10 protein-coding genes are annotated in these 14,690 nt (G+C 52.1%); 5 read left to right on the forward strand and 5 right to left on the reverse strand.

Annotation, left to right across the window (positions count from 1 at the left end; translation table 11 throughout):
• Position 1: 1 nt before the first annotated feature.
• The 3 genes from rho to NTH01S_RS07525 all read right to left on the reverse strand — a co-directional run bounded on the left by rho (position 2) and on the right by NTH01S_RS07525 (position 3,730).
• Positions 2-1,297 carry a transcription termination factor Rho gene (rho, locus tag NTH01S_RS07515; RefSeq protein WP_068171876.1) on the reverse strand — a complete coding sequence of 432 codons (1,296 nt, stop codon included), beginning with the start codon at positions 1,295-1,297 and terminating at the stop codon, positions 2-4.
• Between the two features lie 250 nt (positions 1,298-1,547).
• Entirely contained in the window at positions 1,548-3,077 is a 1,530-nt protein-coding gene (locus NTH01S_RS07520; RefSeq protein WP_068171880.1) for a GMC family oxidoreductase, read from the reverse strand.
• Positions 3,074-3,730, reverse strand: coding sequence for a gluconate 2-dehydrogenase subunit 3 family protein (locus NTH01S_RS07525; RefSeq protein ID WP_068171882.1), 657 nt, complete (start codon positions 3,728-3,730; stop codon positions 3,074-3,076). The genes NTH01S_RS07520 and NTH01S_RS07525 overlap by 4 nt, the downstream gene beginning before the upstream one ends.
• A gap of 166 nt (positions 3,731-3,896) precedes the next feature.
• On the opposite strand from NTH01S_RS07525, the gene sucB reads away from it, so the two are divergent.
• The 5 genes from sucB (at position 3,897) to NTH01S_RS07545 (ending at position 9,686) form a co-directional block, all read left to right on the forward strand.
• On the forward strand, positions 3,897-5,006 hold the full coding sequence (gene sucB / locus NTH01S_RS07530; protein WP_068171974.1) for a dihydrolipoyllysine-residue succinyltransferase: 1,110 nt from the start codon (positions 3,897-3,899) through the stop codon (positions 5,004-5,006).
• A 151-nt stretch (positions 5,007-5,157) separates the two neighbouring features.
• Positions 5,158-6,135 carry a L,D-transpeptidase gene (locus NTH01S_RS07535; RefSeq protein ID WP_068171886.1) on the forward strand — a complete coding sequence of 326 codons (978 nt, stop codon included), beginning with the start codon at positions 5,158-5,160 and terminating at the stop codon, positions 6,133-6,135.
• A gap of 104 nt (positions 6,136-6,239) precedes the next feature.
• Positions 6,240-6,914, forward strand: coding sequence for a TonB-dependent receptor plug domain-containing protein (locus NTH01S_RS12085; RefSeq protein WP_245642266.1), 675 nt, complete (start codon positions 6,240-6,242; stop codon positions 6,912-6,914).
• Entirely contained in the window at positions 6,898-8,490 is a 1,593-nt protein-coding gene (locus NTH01S_RS07540; RefSeq protein ID WP_245642268.1) for a TonB-dependent receptor, read from the forward strand. Before NTH01S_RS12085 ends, NTH01S_RS07540 begins: the two co-directional genes overlap by 17 nt.
• Positions 8,490-9,686: a histidine-type phosphatase gene (locus NTH01S_RS07545; RefSeq protein WP_068171888.1), complete on the forward strand. Its 1,197-nt coding sequence runs from the start codon at positions 8,490-8,492 to the stop codon at positions 9,684-9,686. The genes NTH01S_RS07540 and NTH01S_RS07545 overlap by 1 nt, the downstream gene beginning before the upstream one ends.
• Before the next feature lie 285 nt (positions 9,687-9,971).
• Here the strand turns inward: NTH01S_RS07545 and NTH01S_RS07550 are convergent, their stop codons facing one another.
• Positions 9,972-11,918, reverse strand: a complete 1,947-nt coding sequence (locus NTH01S_RS07550) for a glycosyltransferase (RefSeq protein ID WP_068171890.1) — start codon at positions 11,916-11,918, stop codon at positions 9,972-9,974.
• Between the two features lie 28 nt (positions 11,919-11,946).
• Positions 11,947-14,550 (reverse strand): Hint domain-containing protein, encoded by a 2,604-nt coding sequence (locus tag NTH01S_RS07555; RefSeq protein WP_068171893.1) that lies wholly within the window; start codon positions 14,548-14,550, stop codon positions 11,947-11,949.
• Positions 14,551-14,690 lie beyond the last annotated feature (140 nt).

Genomic DNA, 14,690 nt, shown 5'->3' on the forward strand with positions numbered 1-14,690 from the left:
TTTAATTATTCATAGCATCAAAGAAATCATTGTTCGACTTGCTGTATTTGAGCTTGTCGAGCAAGAAGTCCATGGCATCCATCGTACCCATTGGGGCGAGGATACGGCGCAAGACCCACATTTTGGAAAGATCGTTACGGTCGACCAGCATTTCTTCCTTACGTGTGCCAGACTTTGTGATGTCGATGGCAGGGAAGGTACGCTTGTCAGCCAACTTACGGTCAAGGATAAGCTCGGCGTTACCGGTACCCTTGAACTCTTCGAAGATGACTTCATCCATGCGGGAGCCTGTGTCGATCAGCGCTGTTGCGATGATTGTCAGGGAGCCGCCTTCTTCAATGTTACGCGCCGCACCGAAGAAACGCTTTGGGCGTTGCAGGGCATTTGCGTCCACACCACCGGTTAAGACCTTACCGGATGATGGCACAACGGTGTTGTATGCACGAGCAAGGCGGGTGATGGAATCCAGAAGGATCACAACGTCACGCTTATGTTCGACCAAGCGCTTTGCCTTTTCCAGCACCATCTCGGTGACTTGGACGTGGCGTGTTGCTGGTTCGTCAAAGGTGGATGAAACGACTTCACCGCGGACGGAGCGAGCCATATCCGTGACTTCTTCTGGGCGCTCATCAATGAGAAGAACGATCAAGAAAACGTCTGGGTGATTGGCGGAAATGGATGCTGCGATGCTTTGGAGCATCACGGTTTTACCCGTGCGGGGTGGTGCAACGATCAGTGCACGTTGGCCCATACCGATGGGAGTGACGAGGTCAATCACGCGCGGTGTGTAATCGCGTTGATCTTTTTTGCCGCGGCCACGGTTTTCTGTCGGTGCAGCCTCAGCTTGTTCGACTTCCATCTTCAAGCGGCGCTCAGGATAAAGCGGCGTCAGATTGTCAAAGTTGATACGGGTACGAACCGTCTCAGGGTCTTCGAAATTGATGGAGTTGACCTTGAGCAGAGCGAAGTAACGCTCGCCATCGCGTGGGGCGCGAATTTGGCCTTCAACCGTATCACCGGGGCGCAGGCCAAAACGGCGGACCTGAGCGGGGGAGATGTAAATATCGTCTGGGCCCGGCAGGTAGTTTGCTTCTGGGCTGCGGAGGAACCCAAAGCCATCGGCTAGGATCTCAAGCGTACCTTCCCCGTAAATGGCTTGATCGCGCTCAGCCAAGGATTTGAGGATGGCAAACATGATGTCCTGCTTGCGCATGGACGAAGCGTTTTCGATTTCGAGTTCTTCTGCATAGTCCAGAAGATCTGCGGGTGATTTCTTTTTTAGTTCGGCGAGATGCATGCAGGATGCGCCTTGATTGGCCCTCTGGGCGTAACGTAGGGGGGAAGGATGTGCCGTTTTGCGGCCGATTATGTCGGCTAGGGGTATCTTCCAGGGAGCTTTTACAAGAAAAGGGCCTAAAAGAGAGGAACATCCGCAAAAGAAGGGAGACTGTACGGCCTAGGCCGCTCAATCAGTCATGGGGACTTTATGAGGAGAGAGAATATTCTGTCAACCCCCAAGGCGTGGCTGGCCTTGGGGGAAGTGTTTATTATTGGCGTAGCATAGCCTCTGCTGTGCGTAGTGAGAGTGCCATAATGGCAAGAGCTGGGTTGGCTGCTGTTGCGCTTGGGAAGGTTGAGTGATCACTAATCCAAAGATTAGGGATATCAAAGCTTTGACCATAAGGGGAAACAACGGCTTGATCTGCGTTGGTTCCCATACGAGCTGTTCCAATCATATGAGCGGCGCGGTCAAGGATGCGAATATCTTTGGCACCAGCAGCTTGCCAAAGAGACGTGAGAAGTTTTGACGCATGTGCGTGCATGGCCAGTTCATTTGGGCCATAGCTATGCGTGATCAAAGGCTTGGGAATACCGAGCGCATCTTTCTCATCCGAAAGGACGACACGGTTATTGGGGTTGGGCATACAATCCCCATGGATACCAAGGCCTGCGCTACGATTATATTGTGCTAATGTTCTCGCCAATTCTGGACCACGGCGGGGGGTGCCGCGTGCGACGAGGCTTCCCCATGTGACGGGCATCATACCGAGAGATTGGATGAGGTAACCACCCGCGAAATCGGCATCTTTAGGGCGCATCATGTCTTCGGTAATGGTGAGGGATGGGTACCCTCGGTTCGGGCGCAAATCTTCGTCAAAGACGCCCCAAGCCTGCGTTGAAATATGGGTCATGTAGTTTTCGCCAACCTGACCAGAGCGATTGGCGAGGCCATTATGCAGCAGCAAGCGTGCTGTTTCGACGGCTCCGGCAGAGAGTACTAATTGATCACAGTTTTGACGGATATCACGGCCTTTATGGCGATAAACGACTCCTGTGATATGGCCGCGCTGATCGGTTTCGAGAGTATGCACAACGCAGTCGGCACGGATTTCGGCCCCGTGGGCGACGGCGAGGGGAAGCCATGTGTTGTCTGGGGTGGATTTAGCGCCGTTGCGGCAGCCTTGATGGCAGGCGCCACAGTTGACGCAGGCTTCACGTGTGCCGAAATGGGGCTGGTCGATGGTATGTGTAATGAGAGCGGTGGGGCCATCAGCATGACGGATGCCGAGAGCATCGCATCCTTCACGCATTTTCAAAGCGGCGGAGTTCGCTGGTGGGGGAGCGTAGTGGTAGTGGCGCGTGGGGTCCCAAGGGTAATGTTTGGGGCCTGATACGCCAATAAAAGCTTCGACTTTTTCGATGTAAGGCAGAAGCTCATTGTATTGAAAAGGCCAGTCGACACTCATGCCGGTTTCGGTATGGAGCATCATGTCACGAGGGTCTGGACGTGGCATGAACGCGCCATAATGCAGGAGGGAGCCTCCAACCCCGGTGCCGCTATTATTGCCGCCAAAGGCTTGTGGATTTATGCCGCCGGAAAGGCGTTCATTGAGCCAATAGAGTTCCCGAGCCTCGATTTCATCTGGTGTATAATCAGAGGCATTAAAGTGCGGGCCAGCTTCAAGAACGATGACGCGCTTTCCCGCTTGTGCCAGTCGCGCAGCGAGAGGGGCGCCACCAGCACCGCTGCCGATGATGACAACATCAGCCGTTTCGGTCACGGGATAGGTCTTCATGATGAGCGCTCTTGGGGTTGGGGGGCTGTGAGGGGTGTTGAGGCGATAGGTTCAAAAGCTTCAGCCGTGTCAGGGGTAACGTTGTGAAAGCCGGTGAGCGTGTCGTCGTCACCATTGAGATAGGCTGAAATGCCGAGTGCTTGTTGGGCATGAGGATGCGCGAGAAAGGCTTCGATGACGTCGGCGCGGAAGTCACTGGACCAACGCTGCATTTGGAAAGCCGTTAAGCGCTGCGGTGCTTCGTTACCAATTTGACCAGCTGTAATGCTGTCTAACAATAGGCCAAGTTGATCGAGTGAAAGTGCGTGTGGGGATGCACCGAATTGATTGTGGGTATGCTCGGCTATTGTGAGGAGCGCATATTCCCAAGCGCACGCATCGGAGGGAAGCTCAGCGAAGCGCCAGCCATCGCGGGGGCCGGTTAAGGCGCGGTCGATAGCGTGTGGGAGATCAATCACCTCAGCAGGTGAAAGTAACTCATCTTGTGGTAATAAAGCCGGTACCAGCGCTGTGAGTGTGTCATAAGCTGCGGGCGAGAGAGTGCGCTCTGTTGGTGTTTGCGGCGCGGTACGGCGTGCTTGTAAAATACTGCGGGTGCGGCTGGAAAGCCTGTCGGATTGTAAAATTTTAGGGGTAGCAGCGTGTGTGGTCATGACGGCCTCATCTCTGGGTCCTGCTTTAAAACTCATGCGGACGTGAAGGTTCCTAGTTTCCGCAGGTCCGTAAGATGCGATATTGTCTTTAACGCAGAGCGTGTAAACCGTTGAACAGACTGAAAAGCGTCCATTTCGAGGTGAAATGGCAGGTAAGGAGTTGAACATGGCCGTCGAGATTAGAGTGCCAGCACTGGGTGAAAGTTTGACGACAGCGAGCGTTGCCCGGTGGGTTAAAAAAGCCGGGGACTATGTTCAGCTTGATGATGTGATTTTGGAATTAGAGACGGACAAGGTGTCTGTCGAGGTCGTGGCGCCTAGTGCAGGCGTGCTGGCGGAGTGTTTGCCAGAAGGCACGGAAGTGGAGATTGGTGGCCTTTTGGGGCTGGTGGATGAAACAGCGGAAGCTCCCGTGCCTGTGGAGACTGCTGAGGTGAAGGCGCAGCCCGCAGCGGAAGCGCAGACAGTGTCTGAAGATGCTCTGGCTGCACCGCGTTTTGAGCGTGCAGTGACGTCACCAGAGCCTGTTGTGGTTCAGCCTAAGGTTGCCGCACCTAAAGTGCCAGCGCAGCAGGCGCGGGAGCGTCGCGTGCCGATGTCACGTTTGCGCCAGACCATCGCGACGAATCTGAAGGCAGCACAAAATAACGCTGCGATTCTCACAACCTTCAATGAAATTGATATGTCGGCAGCCAAAGCGATGCGGGCGCAATATCGAGATGACTTTGAAAAACGGCATAATGGTACGCGTTTGGGCTTTATGTCCTTTTTCGCGCGGGCTGTTGTTGTCGCGTTGAAAGACTTTCCGGCTATTAACGCGCAGATTGAAGGGGATGAAATCGTTTATCGCGATTTTGTGAACCTGGGCATTGCTGTGGGTACAGAGCGCGGTCTGGTCGTACCAGTTCTGTACGATGCAGATGCGATGAGCTTTGCAGAGCTTGAGCGCGGCATTGCCGATTATGGCACGCGTGCGCGTAAAGGCGGGTTGCGTCTGGAAGAATTGGCGCAAGGGACATTCTCTATTACGAATGGCGGTATCTTTGGGTCTTTGCTGTCCACGCCTATTCTCAATGCACCACAATCAGGCATTTTGGGGATGCACGCGATTCAGGATCGCCCTGTCGCACGTGATGGGCAGGTTGTTATTCGTCCAATGATGTATGTGGCGTTATCTTACGACCACCGGATTGTTGATGGCCGTGAGGCTGTTAGTTTTCTGGTGCGTGTGAAGCAGTTGGTGGAAGATCCTCGGCGTTTGCTTTTGGATCTTTGAGGGGGGTGGTGCGTTGTCAGTCGGTTGAGGTTTTTGCGATCTTAACCGGATGCTGAGCGTTGGTATGGTGAGACGAGTGTTACGCCGTTTTTTCTGTGTTGGCTCGGTTGTTTAGGACCTTGTTGTTGAAGCCCGGGGACATTCTTTTCTGATGACGTTTGCTCCATTTTTTCGAAATATGCGCCGTGGCATGGTCGTGGTGGCGATGTCTGGTGTGCTGGTTGGCTGTGCTTATGGCGGCCAAGCGGAGCCGGTGTCGGATGGACAGAAGAGCAGTGTTTCAGGTGCTGTTGTCGAAATGCCATCATCTCCCCCGTCGCCGCCAAGCAAACCGGCTCCTCCCTCTGTTGTATTACCGCCTTTGCCTGTGGTGAGTGATGCGCAGGCGCGGCAGGAAGCGCATGGCTTGCAAAAGGAGATGCGGCAAAAAATTGCGCGGTTTACGCCTTATACGCCAGCGCGCCGGGCTATTTTTGTGCAAATGGCGCAAAACGCTATTGAGCAGTCCGGGACGAAAATTGATCGTCCACAAGTGATTATGGTTGTGGATCGAGCCGAGAGCGTGCAACGGGCTGATTTTATTTTAGCGTTACCAGATGCACCATGGGAGTCTATCGGCGGAGCGCCGGTTTCAACAGGGACAACCGCACGAAAATACTACTATATTACGCCGACAGGTGTGTATCAGAACACGGCAGACCGTTTGGGGTATCGGGCAGAAGGGACGAAGAATAAGTTTGGCATCCGTGGAATTGGAGCCAAAGGCTCACGTGTATGGGATCTGGGCTGGCATACGGCGATGAAGGGCTGGCTGCCGAGGCATGAAACGGGTCAAATTCGTTTGGAAATTCATGCTACTGACCCACAATTTTTAGAATGGCGTTTGGGCCATTCTGCGTCTGAGGGATGTATCCGTATCCCTGCGGCGCTTAATCAGATCATGGATCATGATGGCTTGATTGATGCTTTATATGAGCAGGCAGCGAGCTCCGATAAGCGTTTTGCAGCTCTTTTGTTGAAGGATCGGGCGCCTTTGTCCATCGCGGGAGATGTGATTGTGGTGATTGATTCGGGGCCGGGAACGGAGCCGAAAATTGATCCATTGGCGGATAAGCGTGAACTGCCGTAAGTACAGGTGAAGATTTTATGACAGAGCTTAAAATAATTTTAATGTCTAACTGATTTCCGCTAGAGAACCCGCAATATCATTCTGATTATGGCGGGTTTTTTTTGATGTCTTGTGGTTGGCGTTCTGGAGCGTTTCGTGCGGTATGTCTTGCAGGGACGGTTTTGCTGTCTGTTACCGGTTCTGCATATGGCGCGGATACTGTGCAACAGGTGAAAGCTGGTAAGTCAGCCTCCACGCAAGAGAAAAAACCGGTCGTTGAAAAAATGACGGTGATCGGGCGGGCTGCGCGGATCGCGCCAGCGTCTGTGCCTTTGAACATTACGCAACCAACCTCTGTGATTCAGGCGGGTTTTTTGCGCAATAATATCGTGCCGCTAGCCAGTGTGGATGACATTATCCGCTTTCAGCCGAGTGTTTTCTCTCAGAACCCTAATGGCCCGGGTATGGGAAAAGCGGAAACCATGAGTCTTCGTGGTTTCCAAGATGGTCAATATAATATGACGTATGACGGTATTCCGTTCGGGAATGCGTCTGACCTTCATCATACAACGTCGTCATTATTTATCGCACATTTCTTAGATCAGGCGCAGATTGATCGTGGTCCGGGTACGGCATCAACCATTGGTAATGCGACCTTTGGTGGAACGATTGGCTTTCGTTCGCGTGACCCATCACAAAAAGCGGGCGTGACGCTGTACGGGACTTATGGAAGCTTCGCGACGCGCGCTGGTGGCCTGATAGACGCGTTTAGGGCGTGCTGTTTTGGATCTTCAGCATGAAGATACGAATGGGTATTTGACGGGGTCGGGCGAGCGTCGCAGCAATATTCTGTTCAAGGATGTTGCGGAATTAGCGCCAGAGACCACGCTGACCGTGCAGATGACCTATAACCGCGAGTGGCAGAATACAACGCAGGGTGCGACCCTCGCTGATTATCAGTCTTTTGGGAATAATTACGGCCTCTGTAATGACCCTGCACGGCAGTGTTATTCTGGCTATCAGCCAAGCACATACGCAGCCGATTTTGACTATATTGGCATTAAGAGCCGTTTGAATTCTTGGTTAACCTTTGAAAACCAACTCTACACGAATGGTTTTGAGCATTCTTATACGGAGAGCACGGACCCAAGTCAGCGTAGTCTCGTGGCCAATGGTGTGACGCTGTATAATGCGGCGGGTAAAAAAATCGCGACTTATGCGAACGATATTCCCGGAAAATATGCCGATGCTGCCATGCGTGCTTTCGGTGATACGCTGCGGTTCAAAGCACATACAGCCTATGGCGATGCGCTTTTAGGTATTTGGGCGGATGTGCAGAAGGATCGTCGCTATACGTATGCGGTGAATTTGAGCAAGAATTCTGCTCCCGTTATTGGGAAAACGGGTTCTGCTTATAGCTATGATATTAGCGATCTGAACACATCGTTGCAGCCGTATTTTGAGCTGGATTTGCACCCTTGGCATGGCGCGACAATTACGCCGGGGATTAAGTACACGTCGTTCCAGCGTGATTATGATGCGGCTGTGAATAAGGGAACGAAGGCTCCGTTGGATGCCGCGCAGAGCTATCATTCATGGCAGCCTTCAATTGCGATTAACCAGCGTTTGATGAAGAATTGGAGTGCTTACGCGCAGATTGCACGTGGTTTCCGTGCGCCGCCAATGGCTGTTTTCCAAGCTGGATCGTTGGGGAGTATCAAGCCTGAAACCACACTGAATTATCAGGTTGGTTCCGTGTATCACGGGCGGAACTGGATGCTGTCTGTGGATGGTTATTACATTGATTTTGATAATTATATTGCACAGGCTCAAATTAATGTTCCCGGCCAGATCGGGACGATGTCCACTTATGTGAACAGCAGTGGTGCGATCTATAAGGGGCTTGAGGCTGAGGGGCAGTATGCCTTGGGGTGGGGCTTCTCGCTCTATGGGAATTATAGCGTGAATGATGCGACGTATAAAAACACTCGTGTTCATGTTGCCTCGACGCCTGCGTCTTTGGCGTCAGCAGGTTTGTTGTTTGAAGATCCGCGCGGTGCGTATTTCTCTCTTATGGGGAAATTTGTCGGGCCAAGCTGGGGGCTGGATAGTTTAGCAAAAAGCTCTGGTGCGACTGTATTTGCAAACCAATATCGGATTAGCAGCAATGCTACGGCTGACTTGGCTTTCGGCTGGCGTATTCATAATATCGGCGGGTATTTGCGGGATGTAACGCCGAGCTTGAAAATTTCCAACCTGTTTAATAGCCATGCAGTCAGTGCTTTTGCGGGCAACCAAAATGTGGGCAATGCACCATTGTACTGGCGTTTGGCGGGGCGTAGCGTGTTCTTCAATTTGACAGCGACATATCCATAATGATGAAGCGTATCTTTCACAGGGTTATAGCCGCAGGCTGCATATTTGGGGCGGCTTTTTTATCGGCCTCAGTGGTGCGTGCAGAAGCGCGGCATGATGGTGTGTTAGAGAAGGTTGTGTTTCTTGGGCGGCATGGTGTGCGCAGCCCGACGAAACCTATTGATGATCTGCGTGGTATGACGGGGTTTCACTGGCCAGAATGGCCGGTGAAGCCGGGTGAAATGACGCCGCATGGTGAGCGTGCTCTGTCTGCTATGGTGACGGCGGTGCGTGGGCGTTATGTGGAGCAAGGCCTTCTTTCTGCAGGGGCCTGCGGAGATGTTGCGCAGGGTGTTGTCGTATGGGCTGATGCGGCGGACCGTCGTACACAGCGTACAGGGGAAATTTGGGCAGACCGTATTGCCCCCTCATGTGGGGTTGTGGCGCATTGGGCGAATGATGCGCAGAATTCGATTTTTAATGATCGTTCTGTAAGCAGTCTGTCATCTGCGGAACATATGGCGGTTTTACATGATTTTATAACCGTGTCCTCGCGCCCAATGCCGGCGGGGGTGATTGAGGGGGTGGCGTATTTGCAGGGGTGGGTAGCCCCTGGTGGTTGCACTTTGGGGCATAAATCAGGTGCGTGTTTTCGTGTGCCGGTCATGTTGGACTGGAAGGGCGGTAAGCCGCGTTTAAAAGGTGGGGTGGCGACAGCAGGTACTTTGGCTGAGGACTTGCTTTTGATGCAGGCTGAGGGATTTCCTGCGGAAGATTTTGGCTTAAATGGCCAGGATGTTGAGCGGGGTCTTCAGCGTGTTGTGTCCGTCCATGAATATGAAAGCAGCTTGTTGCGCCGTACGGCAGCTTATGCACGTGCGCGGAACGGCCGTATGGCGGATGCTATTCGTGCATTTTTGTCTGATCATGTGGTGCCGGATATTCCGAATGTTACGCCTCAGACACGTATTGTGGTGCTGGCTGGGCATGATACAAATCAAGATGCCATGATGGCGTTGTTTGGGGTGTCATGGACATTTTCTGATCAGCCGGATAGTACCGCGCCGGATACGGTTATGGCGTTTGAGCGTTGGCGCCGTTCTAATGGGCGTAAAGAGATGGTCATTCGTGTTTATCATCAGTCTGTTGATCAGTTGCGTAACGCGCAAGAGCCTGATGTGAATCATGGGATAACGGTATTACGTCGGCCATTGTAATTTGCGTTAGGCTGATGAAATTTTGTTTTTTATCGATATAAATGGCATGCGGACAGGGTGATTTGTATGACGTGCTACGTTTTGTAGTGCCAAGTGTCTTGTCTTGTCTTGTTGTGATGAGTGAATTGTTGCGTGTGGTTATGGTTGTACCATGAGCCGTGTGCTCGTTTATTGGATTTGATGCAGTGCTTGATAGTCCGCCGTAGTGTTTATTGGTCGGAGCGGGCTTATAGTGCCTTGATAGGGTGAGCCGACAGGTTGTTGGTGGTGGCTGGCTGGTACATTTTAGTGTAGAATAGGCTGTTCGTGTGTGCTGAGGTCTTTCTCTATAGGTGGGAGAATGGCGCGGAATTTTTCTTGAATGGCGTCTTTGTGGAACGTGTTGCGCAGTAAGTGACGTGATGCAGTCATATGCGCTTTGGCGATGCTTGGTTTGAGATGTGTTAGAATACTCTCTGCAAAATCTTCAGCCGTATGTGCAATGGCGCGTGAGAAAATGGCATGATTTTCAGGGACAATGCCCTCTGCTGCGATGGGAGTCATGATGATGGGAACGCCGAAAGACCAAGATTCTAAAACCTTGCCTTTAATGCCGGCACCAAAACGGAGTGGGGCTACACAGAGTGTGACCTCTTGAAGGGCTATCCCGATATCGGGGACGTGTCCGACGATGTCTACATGGTCCTGTGCCAGCATATGCAGGGCATGGGGCATGGCGCTACCGATCAAGCGGCATCTCAGGTGCGGAATATGCTGCAATAAGCGTGGTAGGATGTCGAGAATGAGCCATTTTGCAGCGTCTAAATTTGGTGCATGTGCGAAATGAGCTACAAAAGCGATGATCGGGCGGTTTGTAGGCGGTGTTTTGATGCGACGGTGAAGGGGAACATCCCACGGAATGGTTGTTGGGTGTGCTGTAGGGACGTGGTGTTGTAGGATTTTTGTTTCTATATCGGAATGTGTTATGGTGGCGTCTGCGAGCCATGCACACATATTTTCACGTATTTCTAAACGTTGGGCGGCCCGGAGCAGTTCCGGGCGTGCTTCGGTGGTGGACTGACGGTGTAAGCGGCGGGATGCTAGGTCTGCGATGCTCCAGATGAGTGTCGCGGTTGGGGCAAAAGCGCGGGTGAGTGCTGAATAGCTTTCTGCGTTATTGAGGCGGTGGAGGTAAACGGCTTCGAGCCCTTCTCCCAAGCGCTTTAAGGCTTCTTCTGGGCCGGTGAAAATGGGTGGCATGAGGCATGTAATGCCGAGGGTTGCAAGACGTAGGTTGTCTTCTTCTGTCATGGGAAGGCGGGACGCTATAAAGCAGCAGTCATAGCCAAGCGCTTGTATGGCCCGAATGTGAGAGAGTAGCGCGACTGACCCGGCATCACGTGCGGGGTTTGGGGCTTGGTCATCAATGATGAGAATACTGGGCGCTGTGTGTGTTGTGGCGTTTTGGAACAGACGCTTGGCGTGGCGTGAGAGATCTTTTGCAGCGCGTGCTGTGACGTTTTCTGCCGCTTGATTGCGCAGGGTGTTGGATTGCTCTGTTAGAAACGTTAGGGCGCTTTGTTGTTCGGCCTCGTCATGAATGTTGTGGAGCGTATTGGCAATGTAATGACGTAACTCGGTGGTTAAGGTGGTGGTGTGCGGAAGGAGCACAGGATCTAGAAAAGCTGTTGTGCCGTGACAAAGCTGGAGGCTGTAATCCTGTAGAGGCTCTAAAATTGGTGTGAAATTATGCTCAAAACCGTATCGCCCATGATCCAGACCGGCTTCGCGGAGGTCATGGCGGAAACGGTTTGCCGGTATGCGTTGTATGGCTTTGCCATTGATAAAGAGGGTGAGCCATACGGTACGGTTTGGATTGAGGCGATCTCGGACCCAGCCTGCGATCTTATGGCGGTTCGTGAGATCGATGCAGCCTTCTAAGGCGCTGGGTAGGGGGGGGATAATAAAGGGCGTATTGGGCAGTGGGCGCAGTGTTTCGGCGCTTTGAATATCGATTTGGCAGCCTTCATGCGGAGGAGGCTCGGACCAGATCCAATGGAATGCACAATATCCCTCACGGCCTTGGGTTGTGAGGTCTGCACGAAATATATCTGCTGAAATTTCGTCTATTACTGTGCCATTTTGTAGAATGTTGAGACGAATATCTTGCTCTGGTCTGGTGGGATTTATAGCCCAACCAGCCAGTGCATCACGGGTGCAGAGGTCAAGAGAACCCGCAAGAAAATCAGCCACGCAGTAATATTACCTTAGTCGGGAGAGATTATGCTGTTTTTGGCATTGGGGAGTATGCGCCTGTGAGAAGGCGTGCATGAATGCGTGCAAGCTCTGGGCCGCCCTCAAGGCGTGGGGCGCAGTATGCGGCCGGTTTTGGGGCGGCGTGTGGGTACTGCTCGGTATAGTGATGAGCATTATGGAACATGCCACGTGATCCATCATCAACAAAGCTCTCTGAAGGGGCTCCTTCTGCGAGAAGGAGATCATGGCTCTCAAGTTCGATATGAATATAGGCGATGGTGGTTTCGGGCTGTGTGATTTGGTGGATCGTGTGGTTATTCACCAAGTGTAGGGCGGGAATAAGATAACCATCAAGGAACATGGCGTGGAGTGGGGAGACGGTTAGATCTCGTTTTGGGAGGTTGTTCCCAAGGGAGCCTGCTCGGAAGCATACGGGCAGGATGTCACGGTTTCCGAAGGCGAAAATGGGGTCATAAGCGCGGCGGCCAATCCAGTGGACCGTGCGGTGTTGGCCGTTTGCTGTGACAATCAGATCTCCAATGGCGAGATCCTCCACCGGGCGTTCGCCCGTGGGGGTCATGATCAATGTACCCGGGCAGTAGCAGGGCGTACCGATGACGAGGTCAGTACCGTTACCAGACGGAGCATTCACGAAAGAGAAGGAGGTTACTGCATTGTGGAGCGCAATTTCATTAATGATGGTGCCATTTGATAGAACATCTAGTATAGTAGTATTACTTTCTTGATCATCACTCTGTATACTAAGAGTATTTACATTTTGACTGTTAATAAAACCAGATATATTTGAGAGTGCTGCGCCTGCTCCTTGAAGAAAAATGGTGGTGTTAGGGTCAATAGTCACATTGCCTAAGAGATCAGCATTCTGCATGAGGGTGATAGTAGAGGCGGCGCTTGCGGTGAGGTTTGTGACGGTGGTGTTGCTACCGACGATGAGTTGAGTTCCTGATACTAGAGATACATTTGAGAGCGTACCGCCATTGTCAATGATGCTCGCGAGGGGAGGGGTAGAGTGGACGCTCTGATAAGTATAGGGGGGTTGCGGGTATGATTCGAAGACGTACCCACTAAGGGTAGTAATGTTGTTGGCTGTTCCGCCTTCGATATCCAAAACACCGCCTGAGGTGATGCTGGCGGTATTGAGTGTGCCGCCACTGAGAACGGTTTGGGATCCCGCTTCAGTGACGTATGAGGGGGTCATTATTTGGCCAGTGGATACCCAGGTGCCGGTAATGGCGACGTTGTCTGATATGGCGCCGTTTTGGATGATAGAATTGGCAAAAATACTGAGAGTGGTGTTGCTGGCATAGGCACCAGATTGGAGGATCTGGGTGGCGGTGCTGCTGGAATAGTATTGCTCACTGCTCATCCCGACGCCGTTTTGAAACACTGAGCCGGAGACGGTTGTGTTGAGAGCTGCGCCACCAGAGAGAACGGTTTGAGAAGAAGGGATGGCGGTTGCTGCTATATATTCACCGGGGCTTGCATCGGATGCTGTTCCGCTAATGGTGCTGCCGGAAATTGCCGAGCCAGAAGAAATAACCTGTGCCCCCGGGATGGGGATATAGTTGGTTCCTTGCGGGCTGAGTTCTTCAGTATAGGTACCGGATATGACCCCGCCAGAGGAGAGTGTATAGACGGCACCAGTTTCTGGATTGGTGAAGGTTGGTGTGGTTTGTTGGATGGAGTTCGTGAGAAGTTCGATACTTCCAGTTGGTGTTTGTAGAAATTGGAAGGGCGTTGAAGTGTAGTGAACGGCAATATCATTGATAAGTGTTCCGTTCGAAAAAATTTCAAGAACGGGTGTTGATTGAGGCGCCAAGGCACCTTGTGGGGAGGATAATGCGGCACCTGCGGGGATGATGGTTCCACTGAGGGTGGCAACCGTGCTGGCTCCGGTGAGAGAGAGTGTTGCGCTTGGGTCAATTGTTGTGCTGCCGAGCAGAGAGGCGCCGGAGCCAAGGATAACCGTTGCGCCGCTTGTGACGGTTGTATTGCTGGCTGTGGCGTTGAGGCTTAACATTGTGCCCGCGTTGATGGTGGCGGAGTTCAATGAACCACCATTATCAATAATGGTGCCTGTATTGAGCATGACGTTTGAAGCAGAGCCTTGTTCAAGGTCGAGCGTGCCAGCAGAAATGCTGATGGCGTTCGCAAGGCCGCCGCTTGATACGACTTGGCTGCCGTTATTGATGGTGACAGCATCGCTGATTGCGCCGTTGAACACGATTGATTGTGCGTTTGTGTCTAGGGTCGTGCCACTGGCATAGGCACCGCTTTGGAGTGTTTGGAGGGCGGAGGCTGTTGAGTTGAGTGCGCTTGCATGTGTTCCGGAGAGGGTGGTGTTGAGCGCAGCGCCGCCGGAGAGAATGTTTTGTGTTGCATTGATTGCCAGAAGGCTGGGTTGGAACGATGTATCGGGGTACCCGGTTTGAGTGGTTCCGCTAATGGTTGAGCCAGAGGTGGCGCTACCAGAAGAAATAGTTTGTAAGCCGGGCGCTGCCCTTTGTAATCCGGCATTGCCGGTTATTGTACCGGTTATGACACCGCCCGAGGAGACAGCGTAGAGTGCGCCAGTCTCTGGACTGATGAATTTTGAAGACGATGTCATGGTTTTGTGTATCCCAATAATTACTAAAAATAACCGTGAGATTTTTATTATTATTTTTTTGATACTATATTATTAATAAGCTAATTTTATTTAATTAATAAATCGTCAAAAAATGTTTATAAAATAATGGTTAATGGTAG

Source organism: Neokomagataea thailandica NBRC 106555, from assembly GCF_001598495.1.
Lineage (GTDB): Bacteria > Pseudomonadota > Alphaproteobacteria > Acetobacterales > Acetobacteraceae > Gluconobacter > Gluconobacter thailandicus_A.

What these genes read in the sequence shown, in the direction of transcription:
- rho (WP_068171876.1), bottom strand. Translation starts at nt 1,297, where the DNA reads ATGCATCTCGCCGAACTAAAAAAGAAATCACCCGCAGATCTTCTGGAC.
- NTH01S_RS07520 (WP_068171880.1), bottom strand. Translation starts at nt 3,077, where the DNA reads ATGAAGACCTATCCCGTGACCGAAACGGCTGATGTTGTCATCATCGGC.
- NTH01S_RS07525 (WP_068171882.1), bottom strand. Translation starts at nt 3,730, where the DNA reads ATGACCACACACGCTGCTACCCCTAAAATTTTACAATCCGACAGGCTT.
- sucB (WP_068171974.1), top strand. Translation starts at nt 3,897, where the DNA reads ATGGCCGTCGAGATTAGAGTGCCAGCACTGGGTGAAAGTTTGACGACA.
- NTH01S_RS07535 (WP_068171886.1), top strand. Translation starts at nt 5,158, where the DNA reads ATGACGTTTGCTCCATTTTTTCGAAATATGCGCCGTGGCATGGTCGTG.
- NTH01S_RS12085 (WP_245642266.1), top strand. Translation starts at nt 6,240, where the DNA reads ATGTCTTGTGGTTGGCGTTCTGGAGCGTTTCGTGCGGTATGTCTTGCA.
- NTH01S_RS07545 (WP_068171888.1), top strand. Translation starts at nt 8,490, where the DNA reads ATGATGAAGCGTATCTTTCACAGGGTTATAGCCGCAGGCTGCATATTT.
- NTH01S_RS07555 (WP_068171893.1), bottom strand. Translation starts at nt 14,550, where the DNA reads ATGACATCGTCTTCAAAATTCATCAGTCCAGAGACTGGCGCACTCTAC.